The sequence below is a fragment of the Citrobacter sp. FP75 genome (assembly GCF_018342065.1).
In the GTDB taxonomy this organism is placed as follows: domain Bacteria; phylum Pseudomonadota; class Gammaproteobacteria; order Enterobacterales; family Enterobacteriaceae; genus Citrobacter.
Genome location: NZ_JAFDOE010000015.1, coordinates 1 through 13,396 on the forward strand (window position 1 = coordinate 1; position 13,396 = coordinate 13,396).

Consider the following 13,396-nt stretch of genomic DNA (forward strand, 5'->3'; position numbering starts at 1 on the left):
AAAAAATCGGCCCAGATCCGCGAAATTTTAATCAGCGAGTCAGCTTGGGAAGAAATGACCTGCTTATTCGCACCTTCCCTAAGCCTTTGGCATCAATGATATCGACACCATTTTTTCCACAATTCATAAAGTTGCGCAGTAATTAGTCGACGACTGGCCCTTGCTAAATAATTTTCATTTCAGCATGAGTTGTGCTTTAAAAATTCAATTCTGCAACTACACTCATTGGGCGAACAGAGCGAGAAATCCGCCGTTAATTCCAATAGCGGGTACGCGAATGAATATCAGCTCTTAGGGGAATATTATGTTAAATTGTCTATTCACCGCTGAAGAACTAACCCCCCAATAACCCCTGCGCAAAATGCCCAGTAGCAAACGCCAGCCCCGCTGCGGCCGTACCCATGATCAAAGTCCGGAGTCCTGATCGCATTGCTGGTAAGCCATAGACGATACTTTTAAGCATTCCGATACCCAAGAAGACGACGCCTGCCAAACCAAGACTCGTCAGGAACTGAATCTGACTCTCCATACCCGGGATGGCATAAGGCAGTAAAGGTAAAGCACCAACCGACAAAAATGCGGCGAAGGTAGTCAACGCGGCTCGGCGTGGGCTGAGTCCGGCACCCGAGAGTCCGTACTCTTCTCGCAACATGGTTGCTACCCACACATCGGGATTACGACTGATAGCCTCCACTACTTGCTCCAGCAATTCGCCGTCGAATCCCTTCGCCTGAAACAGCTGGCGAATTTCCTCACGTTCACCTTCTGGCACAGCACGGATATGTTCACGTTCTGTGCGTTCAGCAAATTTGATCTGATTCAACTGCGCCTGGCCCGCTTCGTAATTACTTACCGCCATGCTGAAGCCGTCTGCAATCAGGTTTGCAAAGCCGAGTACCAACGCAACCTGTGGCGAGAAACCTGCGCCGAACGCACCCGATACAACCGCAAACGTTGTAACGCAGCCATCGATGCCGCCAAGCACAGCATCTGGTAGCGTCGAGGCCTTAACGGGACCAGCAAGCCGTGCACGAACGGCATTAGGCTGGTGCTCGCTGAGCAGTCTTTCATTTTCTGTGGATGGCATCTTTCAGCTTCCTGTTCAGGACGCGATTTGGTGCTTTGGGATTATAGGCTCAGTTCGACCTTGTCACTTTATCTGTCAATATACATCTTCAAGATAACGTCCCTGGCCTCTCAGAGTTTCAATATCGATGTGCAAGGGTTTGAGAATGTCTTCTATAACCTGCCGCACAGCCGCCGCCATATCCTGGCCACCACAGACCAGTATCTGCGCACCGGTGTTAACCATCTGTCGCACGGCTAATTCATCCTGTTTGAGCTTATCCTGCACGTAGGCGCGCTCGTCTGTTCTTGAGAAGGCTGTGTTCAGCCCGCTCAGTCGATGATCCTCAAGATAGCGCCCAAGCTCAGGTTGGTAGAGAAAATCTGACCTGGCATCGCGACCGCCCCAGTACAGATACATAGGGTTGCAACTGGTATTGTTTCTGATGAAACCGGTTAACGGACCAATCCCGGCACCTGCACCAACAAGAATCACTGGTCGGTTACCGGTAGCTGGCCGAAAGCCTGGATTGGGGCGGATGAAGCCATCGATACAATCACCCGGCTTGAGGTCATGCAAATAACCGGAGCAAAGACCGCCGGCCTGCTTACGGACGCATATCTCAACAATTTCGTCATTTGCCGAGGACGCGAGCGAGTAGAACCGCGGGGGTTGACCGTGTGGGGGAATAACCCCCAAAAGGTCTCCCGCCTCGAACGGTGGCAGCGCTTTAAATCTTCTTGGAGAAGCCGTTAGCCATCCGCCCTGCTCCGCCGGTTTGAACCGGAAGATACTGGTGGGCGCCTGAACCGCAATCCCGTAATCCGCCCTTTCTACCAGTTCCAGTTTGACCGTTGCTGGCTGCAATGCACAGTAGTTCAAGAAAAGCGGAGTACCGATAACCTCACCAACCCGGTTTCCCCACTCACTGAATTGCGAGGCAGAACACCGATCAATCAGTTCAATGGCGTGCAAACGGCTGACGCCTTTACCGGCGAGCGCAGCATCCACCGACAAGGCAAACTGACAGAAGTTCGGAAACTGCCGGTCACCAAAACCCAGTACCGTGTATCGCAGGTTCTTCTCAGCCCGGAATTCTTTGAGCCTGGCCATAAACTGCCGGGCCGATGCGGGTGCATCACCATCGCCGTATGTCGAAGTCAGCACGAACAGCCTGGAAGCCTGCGGATACTGCTTAGCCAGGGCATTCATCTCGCTGCAATGCACGCGGAAACCGGCCTTATTCAGGCTGCTATGGAGTTCCCGGGCAAATCCCCAGGTGGCATTACCTTCGGAGCCGACCAGAATAATTGTATCCGCCTGAGCGGCATCGGCGTTGTCAGGAAGCTGCCCTGAAGACCGGCGACGCTGCCACCAGATGGTTGCACCTGTTATCGAGAGAGCTGGCACAGTCAGTGCCGCAGCGCCAAGAATCAGGCCAAGCCACCATAGGCCTTCACCGGTGTGCAAACGTACAATCCAGTCCTGCAATACGCCGCTGTCAGAGCGCGGCTGGAACTGCAGCAACTCGCCCGTAGCCTGGTCCACGAATCCGGAGCCGCCGGCGGTTGACAGTGAATAGACATCCTGCGGATCACCGGGATAGGGAAACACCAGTTCCCGGAGTTCGCCAAGATCGAAATTGCCTAGGGCTTTTAAGGTGCCCACAGGCGATGGTTGCCCGCCCGAGACCTCAGCCGGAAACCTTGGCCCGGTGTCAGGCGCTTCAGCCAGCAAACCAAAGCGCTGTGCGGACATATAGCTGCCGGTCAGCGCGGATAACAGTAGGCCGAGCACGGCAAACCGGGCCAATTCGGCATGGATTCGTTTCCCGCCAGAGCCGGAAAGCGGTCTTAATATATTCTTCCAACCCCCGGTACGCCGGGCTATCAAAAATATTCCCGAAAGACACAGAAGCACCATCAAAACAGCCAATACGCCGGCCAGCGCTCTACCGGCATCATCCAGCATAAACGCACGATGCAGATCCTTGATCCAGCCAAAGAATGCGGAAGGTTCGTAGGGCGTGCCCTCACCTGTTACCGGATTCACCAGATCCGCACCGGCCTGGCCGTCACGGCTGTAATAGACAATGACCTTGCCAGAAGGCTCTCGCACGATCTGCTCAGTCCCGGGATAGTGAGCAACGACCCGGTCTGCCAGCTCGGCAATACTGACTTCACCGGAAGCCGGAATGACCGCTGACACTCTATCCAGCGTCGGAGCCAAAGCCAACACAGCTCCCGTGACCGAGAGAACGATCAGGAACACGCCTGCAAGCAAACCCGGTAAACTGTGGAACTTGCGCAACATAATAGCCGATGCTCCTGGTGAATTATTGAAGCTCGTAGGTCAGAGCGCGCACGTAACCACGTCCTGAAACCGGCTTTCCGGACCCTTCGGTGGTCAGGGGGGCTATCACATCGGCTCTGATATCGCGCATATCTTCAACAGCAGAGTCGACTCGAACCTCATAGCCGTTGTCGATCAGCGAATCATCGAGGTTCACAGTCACTTTCAGCGTGCGGCCACTGGTAACACTGGCGCCAGTCAAGCCGTCATACTCTGCAGGATCAAGCCCACTGCCCCGGGCCCAGCCTCCCAGGTGTTTGTAGTATTTAGATTTCTTCCCGGAAACCCAAAGGGTACCCTGATACTCTCCGGCGGCATCGGTAAGATACAGCGCCAGATAGGCTCCATCGCCGCCGTAATTCTGTAGTTCCGTAGTGAAGGTCACGTCACGGGCCTGGGCGAATACCGGTAAAGCCAAGGCGGCGAAAAGGCTGCAAGTGAGAACAAACGTTTTCATAAATGGTCTCCAAAAACCTGATGAACGTTAAAGGAACAGGGCAAATTCGCTCAGTTACTCAACGGTAACCGTGGGACGCCCCTTGACGATGCCGTTGCGTGGCGCCTGACTTTTGGGATTGTCCTGTCCATTTTTCCTGTTGCCGCGGTCCCTCTCCTCATCGTCACTGTCTTCACGCTCCCATTTCATCATGGTCAATGAAGCGGGCGCGAAAGAGGCTTCTGCCCTGATCCCATCGGCATCGAGGCCCCGGACTTCATAACAACCGTCGTCAACCTTTATTCGGTGAACTGTCCAGCCTTCGGCTTCCAGCTTTTCACGCAGATTTTCACGGGGCTGCCAACTCGCCACCGGATCATCGCAGTCGTCATCGGCCAGTGCGGTGCCGCTCAGAAGTAACAAAGACAGGCTCAGAATAATGGGTTTGGTCTTCATGGTGTCTCTCCTGCTGGTTGTGTTAAATCCACTCTAAGGCGCTAACCTGACAACGACCTGAACAAACGAGGCCATTTCAGCGGAACTGAAAAGCTTCTTTATGGAAGCGAGTCAGGCGGAAGGGTGCTGCCCGCAAGCCGTTTCTAATGGCTTCCCCCAGCCCTGCCGGGCCGCAGAACCAGACCTCTGCGCCTGCTGCCGAGCGTCCGTTGGTAGACAACGTCTCGGCAGACAACCTCTGCCCCTTGCTGCTGTCATGAATCTCGAGGTGTATTCCGGGAAAGCCATCGCAAAGCGCCCGAAGTCGATCCACCATGGGATCCTGGCCGGCGTTGCGCGTGCAGTAATGCAGATCGGCTTCAGGCACGGTGGCGTCGGTGGCGCTGCTTAGAGCTTCGAGCCAGGCCAGAAACGGCGTGATCCCGATGCCACCGGCTATCCAGATCTGGTGGGATTTGCGGTTGCGGCGATCGAAGTTAAAACAGCCGTAAGGGCCTTCTATATTTACAGTTTGCCCCACGCTGATTTTCTGGCTCAGATTGCGGGTAAAGTCTCCGAGGGATTTGATGAGGAAGGTAACAGTGCCATTTTCCCGATCCGCACTGGCGATGGTGAACGGGTGCGCACCCTCAATCCGGTCGAAGGTCACAAAGGCGAATTGCCCCGCACGGTGACCGGGCCATGCCGGCCCCATGTGGCAGGTAACTTCGGTGACGTCCCGGTCTGGTGTTTTGATCGCGGTGACCATGCCGCGAACCTGGCGACGACGACCAACTCTGCCGGTCAGAGATAGCCCGCTGGCGATGCTCCCGCCAAAGAGCAAAATGGCCATCAGTAGTCCGATTGGCTGCTGCCACCATTGCAGCGGAGTCAGCCACGCCGCGTGGAAAGCGAGCAACAGATAAAGCACCGGCATGCCGCGATGCAAATAACGCCAGTATTTGTAGGGAAACTTGCGCCACAAAGTGATCAACAGCATGGCGAACAGCAGATAGACGGCGAACTCCCCTACCTCTTCCGCAGCATCGCGCATGGTGTCGATGAACCCGGAATAATCCTGATCGTGCAGCCTGCCGGCCTTTCCGAAAATCGACTCTATAACATCGTCACCCATTTCAATCAGCCAATGAGCTGCCGCGAATACCACTGCCAGAATGCCCGCCCATTTGTGGGTGCGATAGATCTGATCCAACCCGCCCAGCGGTCTCTCCAACCAGGCTGGGCGCAGTGCCAGCATCATGGTCAGTGACATCAGAGCAATGGATAACAGCCCACTGAGCAGCAGGCTCTGGTCATAGACTGCCCAGGGAGAACCGGCCCCAGGACCTGCAAAGAGGTTCCAGGCCCATAGGCCCAAAACCAACACAACGAAAGGAAAAATCATCCGCATCATCACATCTCCTGCGATCGGTACCTGGAATATTCCCCCGAAGGCTAGCGCCCAAACCTGACAGCCAGCTGAAGGTCGGTGAAGAGAGATCGAAGCGTTATTGACCATTCAGGCTGTTGTTCAGGTTCGAGCTGTAGTATCTTGATTTCAGGGCTGGGTCAGAGGTGAACAATGCGGGTTCTTTTGGTGGAGGATACGGCGGGATTGGGCGAGGCGGTCCGGGATCAGATTGCGGACGACGGCCACGCCGTGGACTGGGTGCAAACTCTGCGCTTTGCTGAGGCGAGTATCAGGACCACAGCCTACGACCTGATTCTGCTGGACCTGATGCTGCCCGACGGCCATGGCTTCGGCTTTTTGCGAACGATCCGGGCTACCGGAATAACAACACCGGTGATCATTCTGACCGCCAGGGATCAGGTGTCTGACCGGATTGAAGGATTGAATGCCGGTGCTGACGACTACCTGGTCAAACCCTTTGATCTTTCGGAGTTGTCGGCCCGCGTGGCCGCGGCGGCTCGCCGATATCGCGGCAATCCAAGCCCGATCATACAAGTGGGCGAGCTGATGATTGATCTTGGCGATCACCGCATCAGTCGCAACGGCCTGCCGGTAGAACTTACGGCACGGGAGTGGGCATTGTTTGAGGGCTTTATCCAGCGACCCGGAATGCTGTTATCGCGATCGCAACTGGAGGATCGTCTATACGCTTTCGGGGCCGAAATCGAAAGTAACACCATCGAAGTTTATGTCAGCCGTCTGCGTAAAAAGCTGGGGCGGGACGCTATCGTAACCGTCAGGGGAATGGGCTATCGCCTGGAAACACATGACCACTAGAACCAGCCTGCAAAAAACACTCGGTATCGGCCTGACACTCGGTGTCACCCTACTCTGGCTGTTGGGCGTGACCGCTTCGGGACTGGTGGCACAGCATGAAATGAACGAGGTCTTCGACAGTGCCCTGGAAGAAACCGCCCAGCGCATACTGCCACTGGCGGTCACCGACATCCTGAACCGTGAGAACGGCGCGGGCAATCAAAAGGCCCCAGCCCTGAAAGACCATGACGAATACCTGACCTATCTGGTACGGGACGAAGCTGGAAATATTCTGCTCCAGTCCCACGATGCCGACCCTGGCGTGTTTAGCAGGACCCCCGCGGAAGGGTTTTCAGATACTCTGACCCACCGGCTATATGGCGTATCTGCAGTCAGCAATACCATCTATCTTGAAGTGGCCGAACCCTTGGCGCACCGGCGTGAATCCGCTCTGGAGGCGGGATTAGCCTTACTGTTGCCTTTACTGGTGCTGATTCCGGTCAGCCTGTTGGGTGTCTGGTGGATTGTCCGGCTTTCCCTTCGTAAGGTGGTCGATTTTCAGCAAGACATTGAATCCCGCGGCGCGGGAGATCTGTCCCCTGTTGTAGAAGAGCAGTTACCCCGTGAATTTGAACCAATCGCCGGTGCCATCAACCGGCTGCTTGAGCGTTTGCATCGTGCTCTCGAATCAGAACGCAGCTTTACCGCCAACAGTGCCCATGAATTGCGAACTCCCCTGGCAACAGCGCTTGCCAAAGTGCAGCGACTGAAAACCAGAATGCCCGATGATTATCTCAAGAATGATGTTGCAGAAATTGAAGAAGCGTTACGCAGTCTCTCGGTGCTGTCCGGAAAACTGCTCGAGTTGGCAAAAGCAGAAGGTGGCGGTGCACTCTCACAAAGCCAGCAGGATCTTGTGCCCATCCTCGCGATGATTGCCCGGGATTTTGAGGCCCAGGCACCCGGGCGAGTTGTTTTATCCCTGCCGGAGCGCGAAGTGAACTCCTTTCTTGATCCCGATGCCTTCGCCATCCTGGTGCGTAACCTGATCGAGAATGCCCTTAAGCATGGTTCCCGTAGCGAGCCGGTGAAGATCAACCTGAACGATAATGGGGTTTTAAGGGTCTGCAATGGCGGTGCAAGAGTGCCACCGGAACAGCTCGCTCTTTTAAGAAACCGGTTTGCACGCGCCAAAACGGACGCTGCAGGTTCTGGCCTGGGCCTCGCGATTGCCGATGCGATTGCTAAAGGTGCCGGCATGACCCTGCATCTCAGATCGCCGGCAACAGGACGGCAGGATGGTTTTGAAGCGGAGCTGAATCTGGCATGTATCTGACACTCACCGACATTGTGCTGCTGACGAGCATCATTCAATCGCTGGCTCTTGCCGTTTTTCTCCTACTTCCATCCAACAGTGGGCTCATATCTAACCGACTCCTGGTTGCCACTCTGGTGTTCTTCGCCGCCGGGCTGGGAGAGATCTTCCTCTATGGCAGCGGGCTTGCGCTCCAGTACCCAAACTTCGCCTACCTCGGAACACTCATCGGACTTCTACAAGCCGGCACGCTCTATCTATATGCGCAATCGCTGATGTATCAGAATTTCCAGTTAAGCGGGAAGCATCTCGTGCACACGTTGCTCTTCTGGGTGGTCGGCGCAATTTTTCTGATTGAATATTATTTACAGCCAAGCGAGACCAAAGTTCAGATTCTGCTTGAACGGGACCACCCGGGCGTACTTACCTCTCCCCTTCTTGCAGTCGCTATTCACGCGGTCTTTCTGGGCTACCTGTACGCGACTATTCGTGCGATTAACCGTTTCGGCCTTGGTATTCGACAGATTTTCTCGAGTATTGAAAACAAACAACTTGCGTGGTTACGGACGCTTCTGATCGGCTATGCAGTGGCTTGGACCGTGAGCATGATGTACTGCCTTACAGCGCATGTGTTTAGAAGCGTGCCCGGAACCGAGTGGGTGGCCGGCGCTGGCGCTGTAACGGGCTTCATTTTCATCAATTTTCTGATGATAAACTCTCTTCGCCAACCCGTTGTTTTCTCTGGATTGGCAGCAGACCAGGTCGCCTTGCTGGAAGAAGAGCCCACGCCGCAGTTTGATCAAACTTTAAAGGTCAGGCTCCAACAGTTAATGCACCAGGAAAAGCCCCACTTGCACCCCAACCTGACCCTGGAACAACTTTCACGGAAATTGGGCGCCCCTTCAAGAGAGGTTTCACGGGCCATTAACCAAGGCTTTGGCTGCAATTTCTTTGAGTTCGTCAGTCGCTATCGCATCGACGAGGCGAAATCGCGCCTGGCCGATGCAGCCAATCAGGCAAATATTCTGCAAACTATGTATGACTCTGGCTTCAACTCGAAGTCCGTATTCAACACTGCTTTCAAGAAAGAGACAGGATTTACCCCCAGTGAATATCGCCGACGAGCCCTGCAGGGCGATATCCGACCCTAGCCACGATCCTGAACCTGGCTACCCGGCGTTCGAGTACGCTCTCACCCGATACTGAAACCTCTAAACAGCTGAATTGTAGGTTTTTATTTCTAAACCATGGCATCGGTTCGGTTTCGTACTTGCGAACGATTCTTTGGCCTCCCTTCCGTACTCTGATTGCGAAGCGCCACCAAACCCGGTGCTCGTGAAGCTCAACGCAATATGAAGAGGTCATGTATGAAAACCAAATTACGCAAAACCGCTGTTCCCGCAGTGGCCGCAGCAATCTTCAGCCTGATGTTTGCCGCCAGCGCCCAAGCTCATTGTGATGCTCTGGACGGTCCCGCGATTACCGAAGCCCGTGCGGCACTGGAGTCAGGCAATGTTAAGCCCTTGCTCAAATGGGTGCCGGCAAAGGATGAGGCCGAAATCAAAAGGGTATTCGCCGATGTGCTCCAAGTCCGCGGGCAAAGCGAAACTGCGAAAAACATTGCCGATCAGCATCTGTTCTCGACGCTCGTTAAGGTTCATCGTGCCTCCGAAGGCGAACCCTTTACCGGCATCAAGCCTTCCGGACAGATTGATCCGGGTTTAATGGCGGCGGATGCGGCGTTGAAAAACGGGCAAATTGATCCCCTCGTGGCAAATATAACCCGCAAGATCGAGAACGGTATTCGTGAGCGTTATAATGAGGCTCAGCGTGCAAGGGCCATGGCTGATCAAAGCGTCGATAAGGGGCGTGCCTTTGTCGCTGACTACGTCAATTACATTCGCTATATAGAGGGCGTGCATGGCGCTGCTGGAGGGCAGGGGGACTAATTCCTATCTTCACGCAGACGCAAAGCAGGCTGACGGCCTGCTTTGCCGTTGTATTCATTTCCAGTTTCGCCTTCGGCTGAATTGGTACCATCATTCTATTAAGGCGCATCAAAAAACATAAATGAACCCAACACCAATCTCCGCTTCATAATCATTCTGGGATATCGGGCTATCTGAGACGTCACTCCCATAAACTTCGTAAAGAGCTTCGCCGAAGATCTGCCAGTTCTTGTTCAGGTAGGGGTCAGCTCACGAAACGGAAAAAATCGTACGCTAAGACCTCTGCATGTTCCCGCAGTTCTTCGCCAACAAGCCGGTCGAGCGATTGATCGGCCCCGGGCTCTGCGCCGATGACCTTAATGATGATGTGCTCGGGCGCTGTCTGGATGCGCTGTTTGCGGCCGATGTGTCGACGCTTTATCAGGTGATGGCCGAGCAAGTGGTCGCCAAGCTGGGGCTCAAGCCCACGGCGGTGCATCTTGATATCACCAGCTTTCACGTCGATGGCGCCTATGACTGCGCCGATGGCGAACAGACCGGCCGGCTGCAACTGGTGCGGGGATACAGCCGTGACCATCGGCCAGAGCTCAATCAGGTGATCCTGGAGCTGATCTGTGAGAATCAGGCCGGCTTGCCGGTGTACCTGCAAGCGCTCAGTGGCAACAGCAACGATAACAGCGCCTTTCGCGAGACGGTTAATCGCCACCTGCGCAGCCTCAAGTCCGCGCAGGAGAGCCGCTATCTGGTCGGTGATGCAGCGCTGTACTGCGCCGAGACCCTGCACCTGTTGCATCATCAGCGCCAGCTGTTCATCACCCGCGTGCCGCGCACCCTGACGGAAGCACGGAATGCTGTGGCAGCCATTGGTGAGGCGCCGCTGACCGCGCTGGGCGATGGCTACCAGGGGCGCTGGCTGGATGCCGACTACGCGGATGTGCCGCAGCGCTGGCTGCTGGTGCGCAGCGAAAAGGCCAACCATGCCGAGCAGAAAACGCTGGCCAAGCACCTGCTGGGCGACAGCACCCGCGAGCTCAAGGCGTTCACCAAACTGTGCGCGCGGCGCTTTGCCTGTCAGGCCGATGCCGAAGCGGAGCTGGCGCGCTTTGCCAACGGGCTGAAACTACTGGAGATTGTGCAAGGCCACGTGCTGACGGAGCCCGTTTACGCCAGCGCCGGCAGACCCAAAAGCGGCCAGCAACCCGACAGCTATCAGTACCGCATCGAGGGTCAGGCCGCTACCTGCCTGGAACGGGTGGAGGAGGCCAACGCCCAGACGGGCGTGTTCATCCTGGCCACCAACGACCTGAGCGGCACCCTGACCATGGCCGAACTGCTGGCCACCTACAAGGCACAGCAAACGGTTGAGCGCGGCTTTCGTTTCCTCAAAAGCCCCGAGTTCCTGACCTCATCGCTCTATCTGAAAAAGCCGGAGCGCATTGAAGCCCTGTTGATGGTGATGACCTGCAGCCTGATGATTTACGCCGCGCTGGAGCACCGTATCCGCAAAGGGCTGGTTGCCCAAGGCCGCAGCGTGCCGGACATGAAGAAGAAACCGACGCAGAAGCCAACCGCCCGCTGGATCTTCCTGTGCTTTGGCGGGATCCACGAGTACAGCCTGGGGGGCGAACCAGCCCAAGTGACCGACATCAACACCGTTCAGGAGACCATCATCGACGTTCTCGGCCCTCGATACCGGCAGATTTATTCATGAAGCGGGTGCGGAATGTCGGGTTCCACTTTGGCTGAGCTCCATGTATTTCACAGAGCCCTTCGGAAAATCCTTGCGAACCAAAAGCACTTCATCAACCTGTCACGTCAGTGACACGACAGTGTCATCTCTCAGCTTTACCGTTCAATTGTAACTCGCAATACGGCGAGCTTATTTATTGCAAAAGGTGATCCTGTGGCGCCAACTCAATCAACCAATGTGATGCTTCGAGTCGAGAGTATGGGCGTAACCTACCCGGGAAACGTCCTCGCGCTCAAACCCACCAACGTTCACTTTCACAAGGGCGAATTCACCGTGCTACTGGGACTTTCAGGCGCGGGTAAATCCACTCTGCTTCGTTCACTGAATCACCTGGTTAAGCCCACAACCGGGAAGGTTGTGTCTGGCGAGTTTGGTGAACTGACCAACCGTAGAATCCTGCGACAGCACCGCAGCCGCACCGCCATGGTGTTCCAGCATCACCAGCTGATCGAACGATACACCGCGTTACAGAATGTGCTGACAGGCAGACTTGCGTATCACGGTACTTGGCGAAGCCTGCTTCCCCTGCCCCGGCAGGACCTGGAGTTGGCTCTGCAATGCCTCGACCGCGTAGGTCTGGCTGACAAAGCGCTTTCCCGAGTAGATCAGTTGTCCGGCGGCCAGCAGCAGCGGGTTGGAATCGCCAGAGCATTGGTGCAGCAACCATCCATGATTCTTGCCGATGAGCCCGTTGCCAGCCTGGATCCGGCCACTTCTGAAAAGGTACTCGGCCTACTGCGCGATATTTGTCAGGAAGATGGAATCACCGCGGTTATTTCCTTGCACCAATTGGAATACGCCCAGCGTTTTGCAGACCGGATCATCGGCCTTTCGAACGCTCATATCGTTTTTGACGATGCTCCTGAAAACCTGAAATCGAAACACCTGGACGAGATTTACCACCGGTCACCCAGCGTGGTAGCTGCGGAAGGCAAACCAGCCATCCATAAACCTAAGACCACCCCGATAACGACAGACGTACTGGAGATAGCACAATGAAGACAATGATTCACTCTTTGCTGGCTCTGATAATGATGCTCGGCATCCATTGGTCAGCCCATGCCGCAGATACAGACCCTGATCTTTTGAAAGTTGCCTTGCTGCCGGATGAGAACGCGTCAGAACTGATCAAGCGAAACCAACCTTTGAAGGATTACCTGGAAACCACTCTTGGTAAGGAAGTAGAACTGATTGTTACCACCGATTACTCCTCCATGATCGAAGCCATGCGTTTTGGCCGAATTGACCTGGCTTACTTTGGTCCGTTGTCCTATGTGATGGCCAAGAGTAAGAGTGACATTGAACCCTTTGCCGCCATGGTGGTAGACGGGAAGCCGACTTATCGCTCCATCATTATTGCCAATGCGGACTCTGGCGTTGGCTCCTTCGCGGATATCAAAGGCAAGAAAATGGCCTACGGTGACCGCGCATCCACTTCCAGCCACCTGATCCCCAAGACCGTACTCCTTGAGAAGGCAGAGCTCGAAGCCGGAAAGGACTATGAGGCTCATTTCGTCGGTAGCCATGACGCTGTTGCGGTTAACGTCGCCAATGGCAATGCCGACGCCGGAGGGTTGTCCGAAGTTATCTTCGAGCATGTGATGGACCGCGGTTTGATTGATCGGAGCAAGGTCAAAGTGCTGGGCTACAGCGGTGACTTTCCTCAATACCCCTGGGCCATGCGTTCGAACCTGGCCCCTGAGCTGAAGAGCAACATTCAGAAAGCCTTTCTGCAGATCGATGACCCGGAGATTCTCGACAACCTGAAGGCTGAGGGATTCGCGGCAATTACCGACGAAGATTACGATGTCATCCGCGCTATGGGTGGCCTGCTCAATCTTGATTTCGCAAAAATGTGAGGAGTGC

Annotated in this window: 12 protein-coding genes and 1 pseudogene; 7 read left to right on the plus strand and 6 right to left on the minus strand. The window is 55.2% G+C overall.

From position 1 onward, the window contains the following. Window positions 1-334: 334 nt before the first annotated feature. The 5 genes from JQ822_RS23495 to JQ822_RS23515 form a co-directional block, all read right to left on the minus strand. On the minus strand, window positions 335-1,087 hold the full coding sequence (locus tag JQ822_RS23495; RefSeq protein WP_011784790.1) for a VIT1/CCC1 transporter family protein: 753 nt from the start codon (window positions 1,085-1,087) through the stop codon (window positions 335-337). 75 nt (window positions 1,088-1,162) lie between these two features. Beyond that, a complete protein-coding gene (locus JQ822_RS23500; RefSeq protein ID WP_020833790.1) occupies window positions 1,163-3,379 on the minus strand; it encodes a PepSY domain-containing protein in 2,217 nt (738 codons plus the stop codon). A 22-nt stretch (window positions 3,380-3,401) separates the two neighbouring features. After that, window positions 3,402-3,875, minus strand: a complete 474-nt coding sequence (locus JQ822_RS23505) for a DUF2271 domain-containing protein (RefSeq protein WP_019677799.1) — start codon at window positions 3,873-3,875, stop codon at window positions 3,402-3,404. Between the two features lie 54 nt (window positions 3,876-3,929). Next, window positions 3,930-4,310 (minus strand): PepSY domain-containing protein, encoded by a 381-nt coding sequence (locus JQ822_RS23510; protein ID WP_020833791.1) that lies wholly within the window; start codon window positions 4,308-4,310, stop codon window positions 3,930-3,932. 76 nt (window positions 4,311-4,386) lie between these two features. Next, on the minus strand, window positions 4,387-5,703 hold the full coding sequence (locus JQ822_RS23515; protein ID WP_020833792.1) for a ferredoxin reductase family protein: 1,317 nt from the start codon (window positions 5,701-5,703) through the stop codon (window positions 4,387-4,389). Between the two features lie 168 nt (window positions 5,704-5,871). Between JQ822_RS23515 and JQ822_RS23520 the strand changes: the two genes are divergently transcribed. The 4 genes from JQ822_RS23520 (at window position 5,872) to JQ822_RS23535 (ending at window position 9,780) form a co-directional block, all read left to right on the plus strand. After that, window positions 5,872-6,537, plus strand: coding sequence for a response regulator (locus tag JQ822_RS23520; RefSeq protein WP_020833793.1), 666 nt, complete (start codon window positions 5,872-5,874; stop codon window positions 6,535-6,537). Further along, window positions 6,527-7,852: an ATP-binding protein gene (locus JQ822_RS23525; RefSeq protein WP_011786649.1), complete on the plus strand. Its 1,326-nt coding sequence runs from the start codon at window positions 6,527-6,529 to the stop codon at window positions 7,850-7,852. Before JQ822_RS23520 ends, JQ822_RS23525 begins: the two co-directional genes overlap by 11 nt. After that, on the plus strand, window positions 7,843-8,982 hold the full coding sequence (locus JQ822_RS23530) for a helix-turn-helix domain-containing protein (RefSeq protein WP_020833794.1): 1,140 nt from the start codon (window positions 7,843-7,845) through the stop codon (window positions 8,980-8,982). Before JQ822_RS23525 ends, JQ822_RS23530 begins: the two co-directional genes overlap by 10 nt. 216 nt (window positions 8,983-9,198) lie before the next feature. Next, window positions 9,199-9,780 carry a DUF6448 family protein gene (locus JQ822_RS23535; protein WP_020833795.1) on the plus strand — a complete coding sequence of 194 codons (582 nt, stop codon included), beginning with the start codon at window positions 9,199-9,201 and terminating at the stop codon, window positions 9,778-9,780. A 108-nt stretch (window positions 9,781-9,888) separates the two neighbouring features. Here JQ822_RS23535 and JQ822_RS24725 read toward each other — a convergent pair whose 3' ends face one another. Beyond that, entirely contained in the window at window positions 9,889-10,017 is a 129-nt protein-coding gene (locus JQ822_RS24725) for a MipA/OmpV family protein (protein ID WP_077909722.1), read from the minus strand. A 43-nt stretch (window positions 10,018-10,060) separates the two neighbouring features. Here JQ822_RS24725 and JQ822_RS23545 point away from each other — a divergent pair. From JQ822_RS23545 to phnD, 3 genes and pseudogenes are all read left to right on the plus strand, one after another. Continuing rightward, window positions 10,061-11,491 (plus strand): annotated as a pseudogene (locus tag JQ822_RS23545) (IS1634 family transposase); the annotation flags it as partial. Between the two features lie 192 nt (window positions 11,492-11,683). Next, window positions 11,684-12,529, plus strand: a complete 846-nt coding sequence (phnC, locus tag JQ822_RS23550; RefSeq protein WP_011784779.1) for a phosphonate ABC transporter ATP-binding protein — start codon at window positions 11,684-11,686, stop codon at window positions 12,527-12,529. Further along, window positions 12,526-13,389 (plus strand): phosphate/phosphite/phosphonate ABC transporter substrate-binding protein, encoded by an 864-nt coding sequence (gene phnD, locus JQ822_RS23555; RefSeq protein ID WP_011784780.1) that lies wholly within the window; start codon window positions 12,526-12,528, stop codon window positions 13,387-13,389. The genes phnC and phnD overlap by 4 nt, the downstream gene beginning before the upstream one ends. Window positions 13,390-13,396: the final 7 nt, after the last annotated feature.

Coding starts and splice junctions, on each gene's coding strand:
- JQ822_RS23535 (WP_020833795.1), top strand. CDS start 9,199: ATGAAAACCAAATTACGCAAAACCGCTGTTCCCGCAGTGGCCGCAGCA.
- phnD (WP_011784780.1), top strand. CDS start 12,526: ATGAAGACAATGATTCACTCTTTGCTGGCTCTGATAATGATGCTCGGC.
- JQ822_RS23510 (WP_020833791.1), bottom strand. CDS start 4,310: ATGAAGACCAAACCCATTATTCTGAGCCTGTCTTTGTTACTTCTGAGC.
- JQ822_RS23515 (WP_020833792.1), bottom strand. CDS start 5,703: ATGATGCGGATGATTTTTCCTTTCGTTGTGTTGGTTTTGGGCCTATGG.
- JQ822_RS23520 (WP_020833793.1), top strand. CDS start 5,872: ATGCGGGTTCTTTTGGTGGAGGATACGGCGGGATTGGGCGAGGCGGTC.
- JQ822_RS23505 (WP_019677799.1), bottom strand. CDS start 3,875: ATGAAAACGTTTGTTCTCACTTGCAGCCTTTTCGCCGCCTTGGCTTTA.
- JQ822_RS23500 (WP_020833790.1), bottom strand. CDS start 3,379: ATGTTGCGCAAGTTCCACAGTTTACCGGGTTTGCTTGCAGGCGTGTTC.
- JQ822_RS23525 (WP_011786649.1), top strand. CDS start 6,527: ATGACCACTAGAACCAGCCTGCAAAAAACACTCGGTATCGGCCTGACA.
- JQ822_RS23530 (WP_020833794.1), top strand. CDS start 7,843: ATGTATCTGACACTCACCGACATTGTGCTGCTGACGAGCATCATTCAA.
- JQ822_RS23495 (WP_011784790.1), bottom strand. CDS start 1,087: ATGCCATCCACAGAAAATGAAAGACTGCTCAGCGAGCACCAGCCTAAT.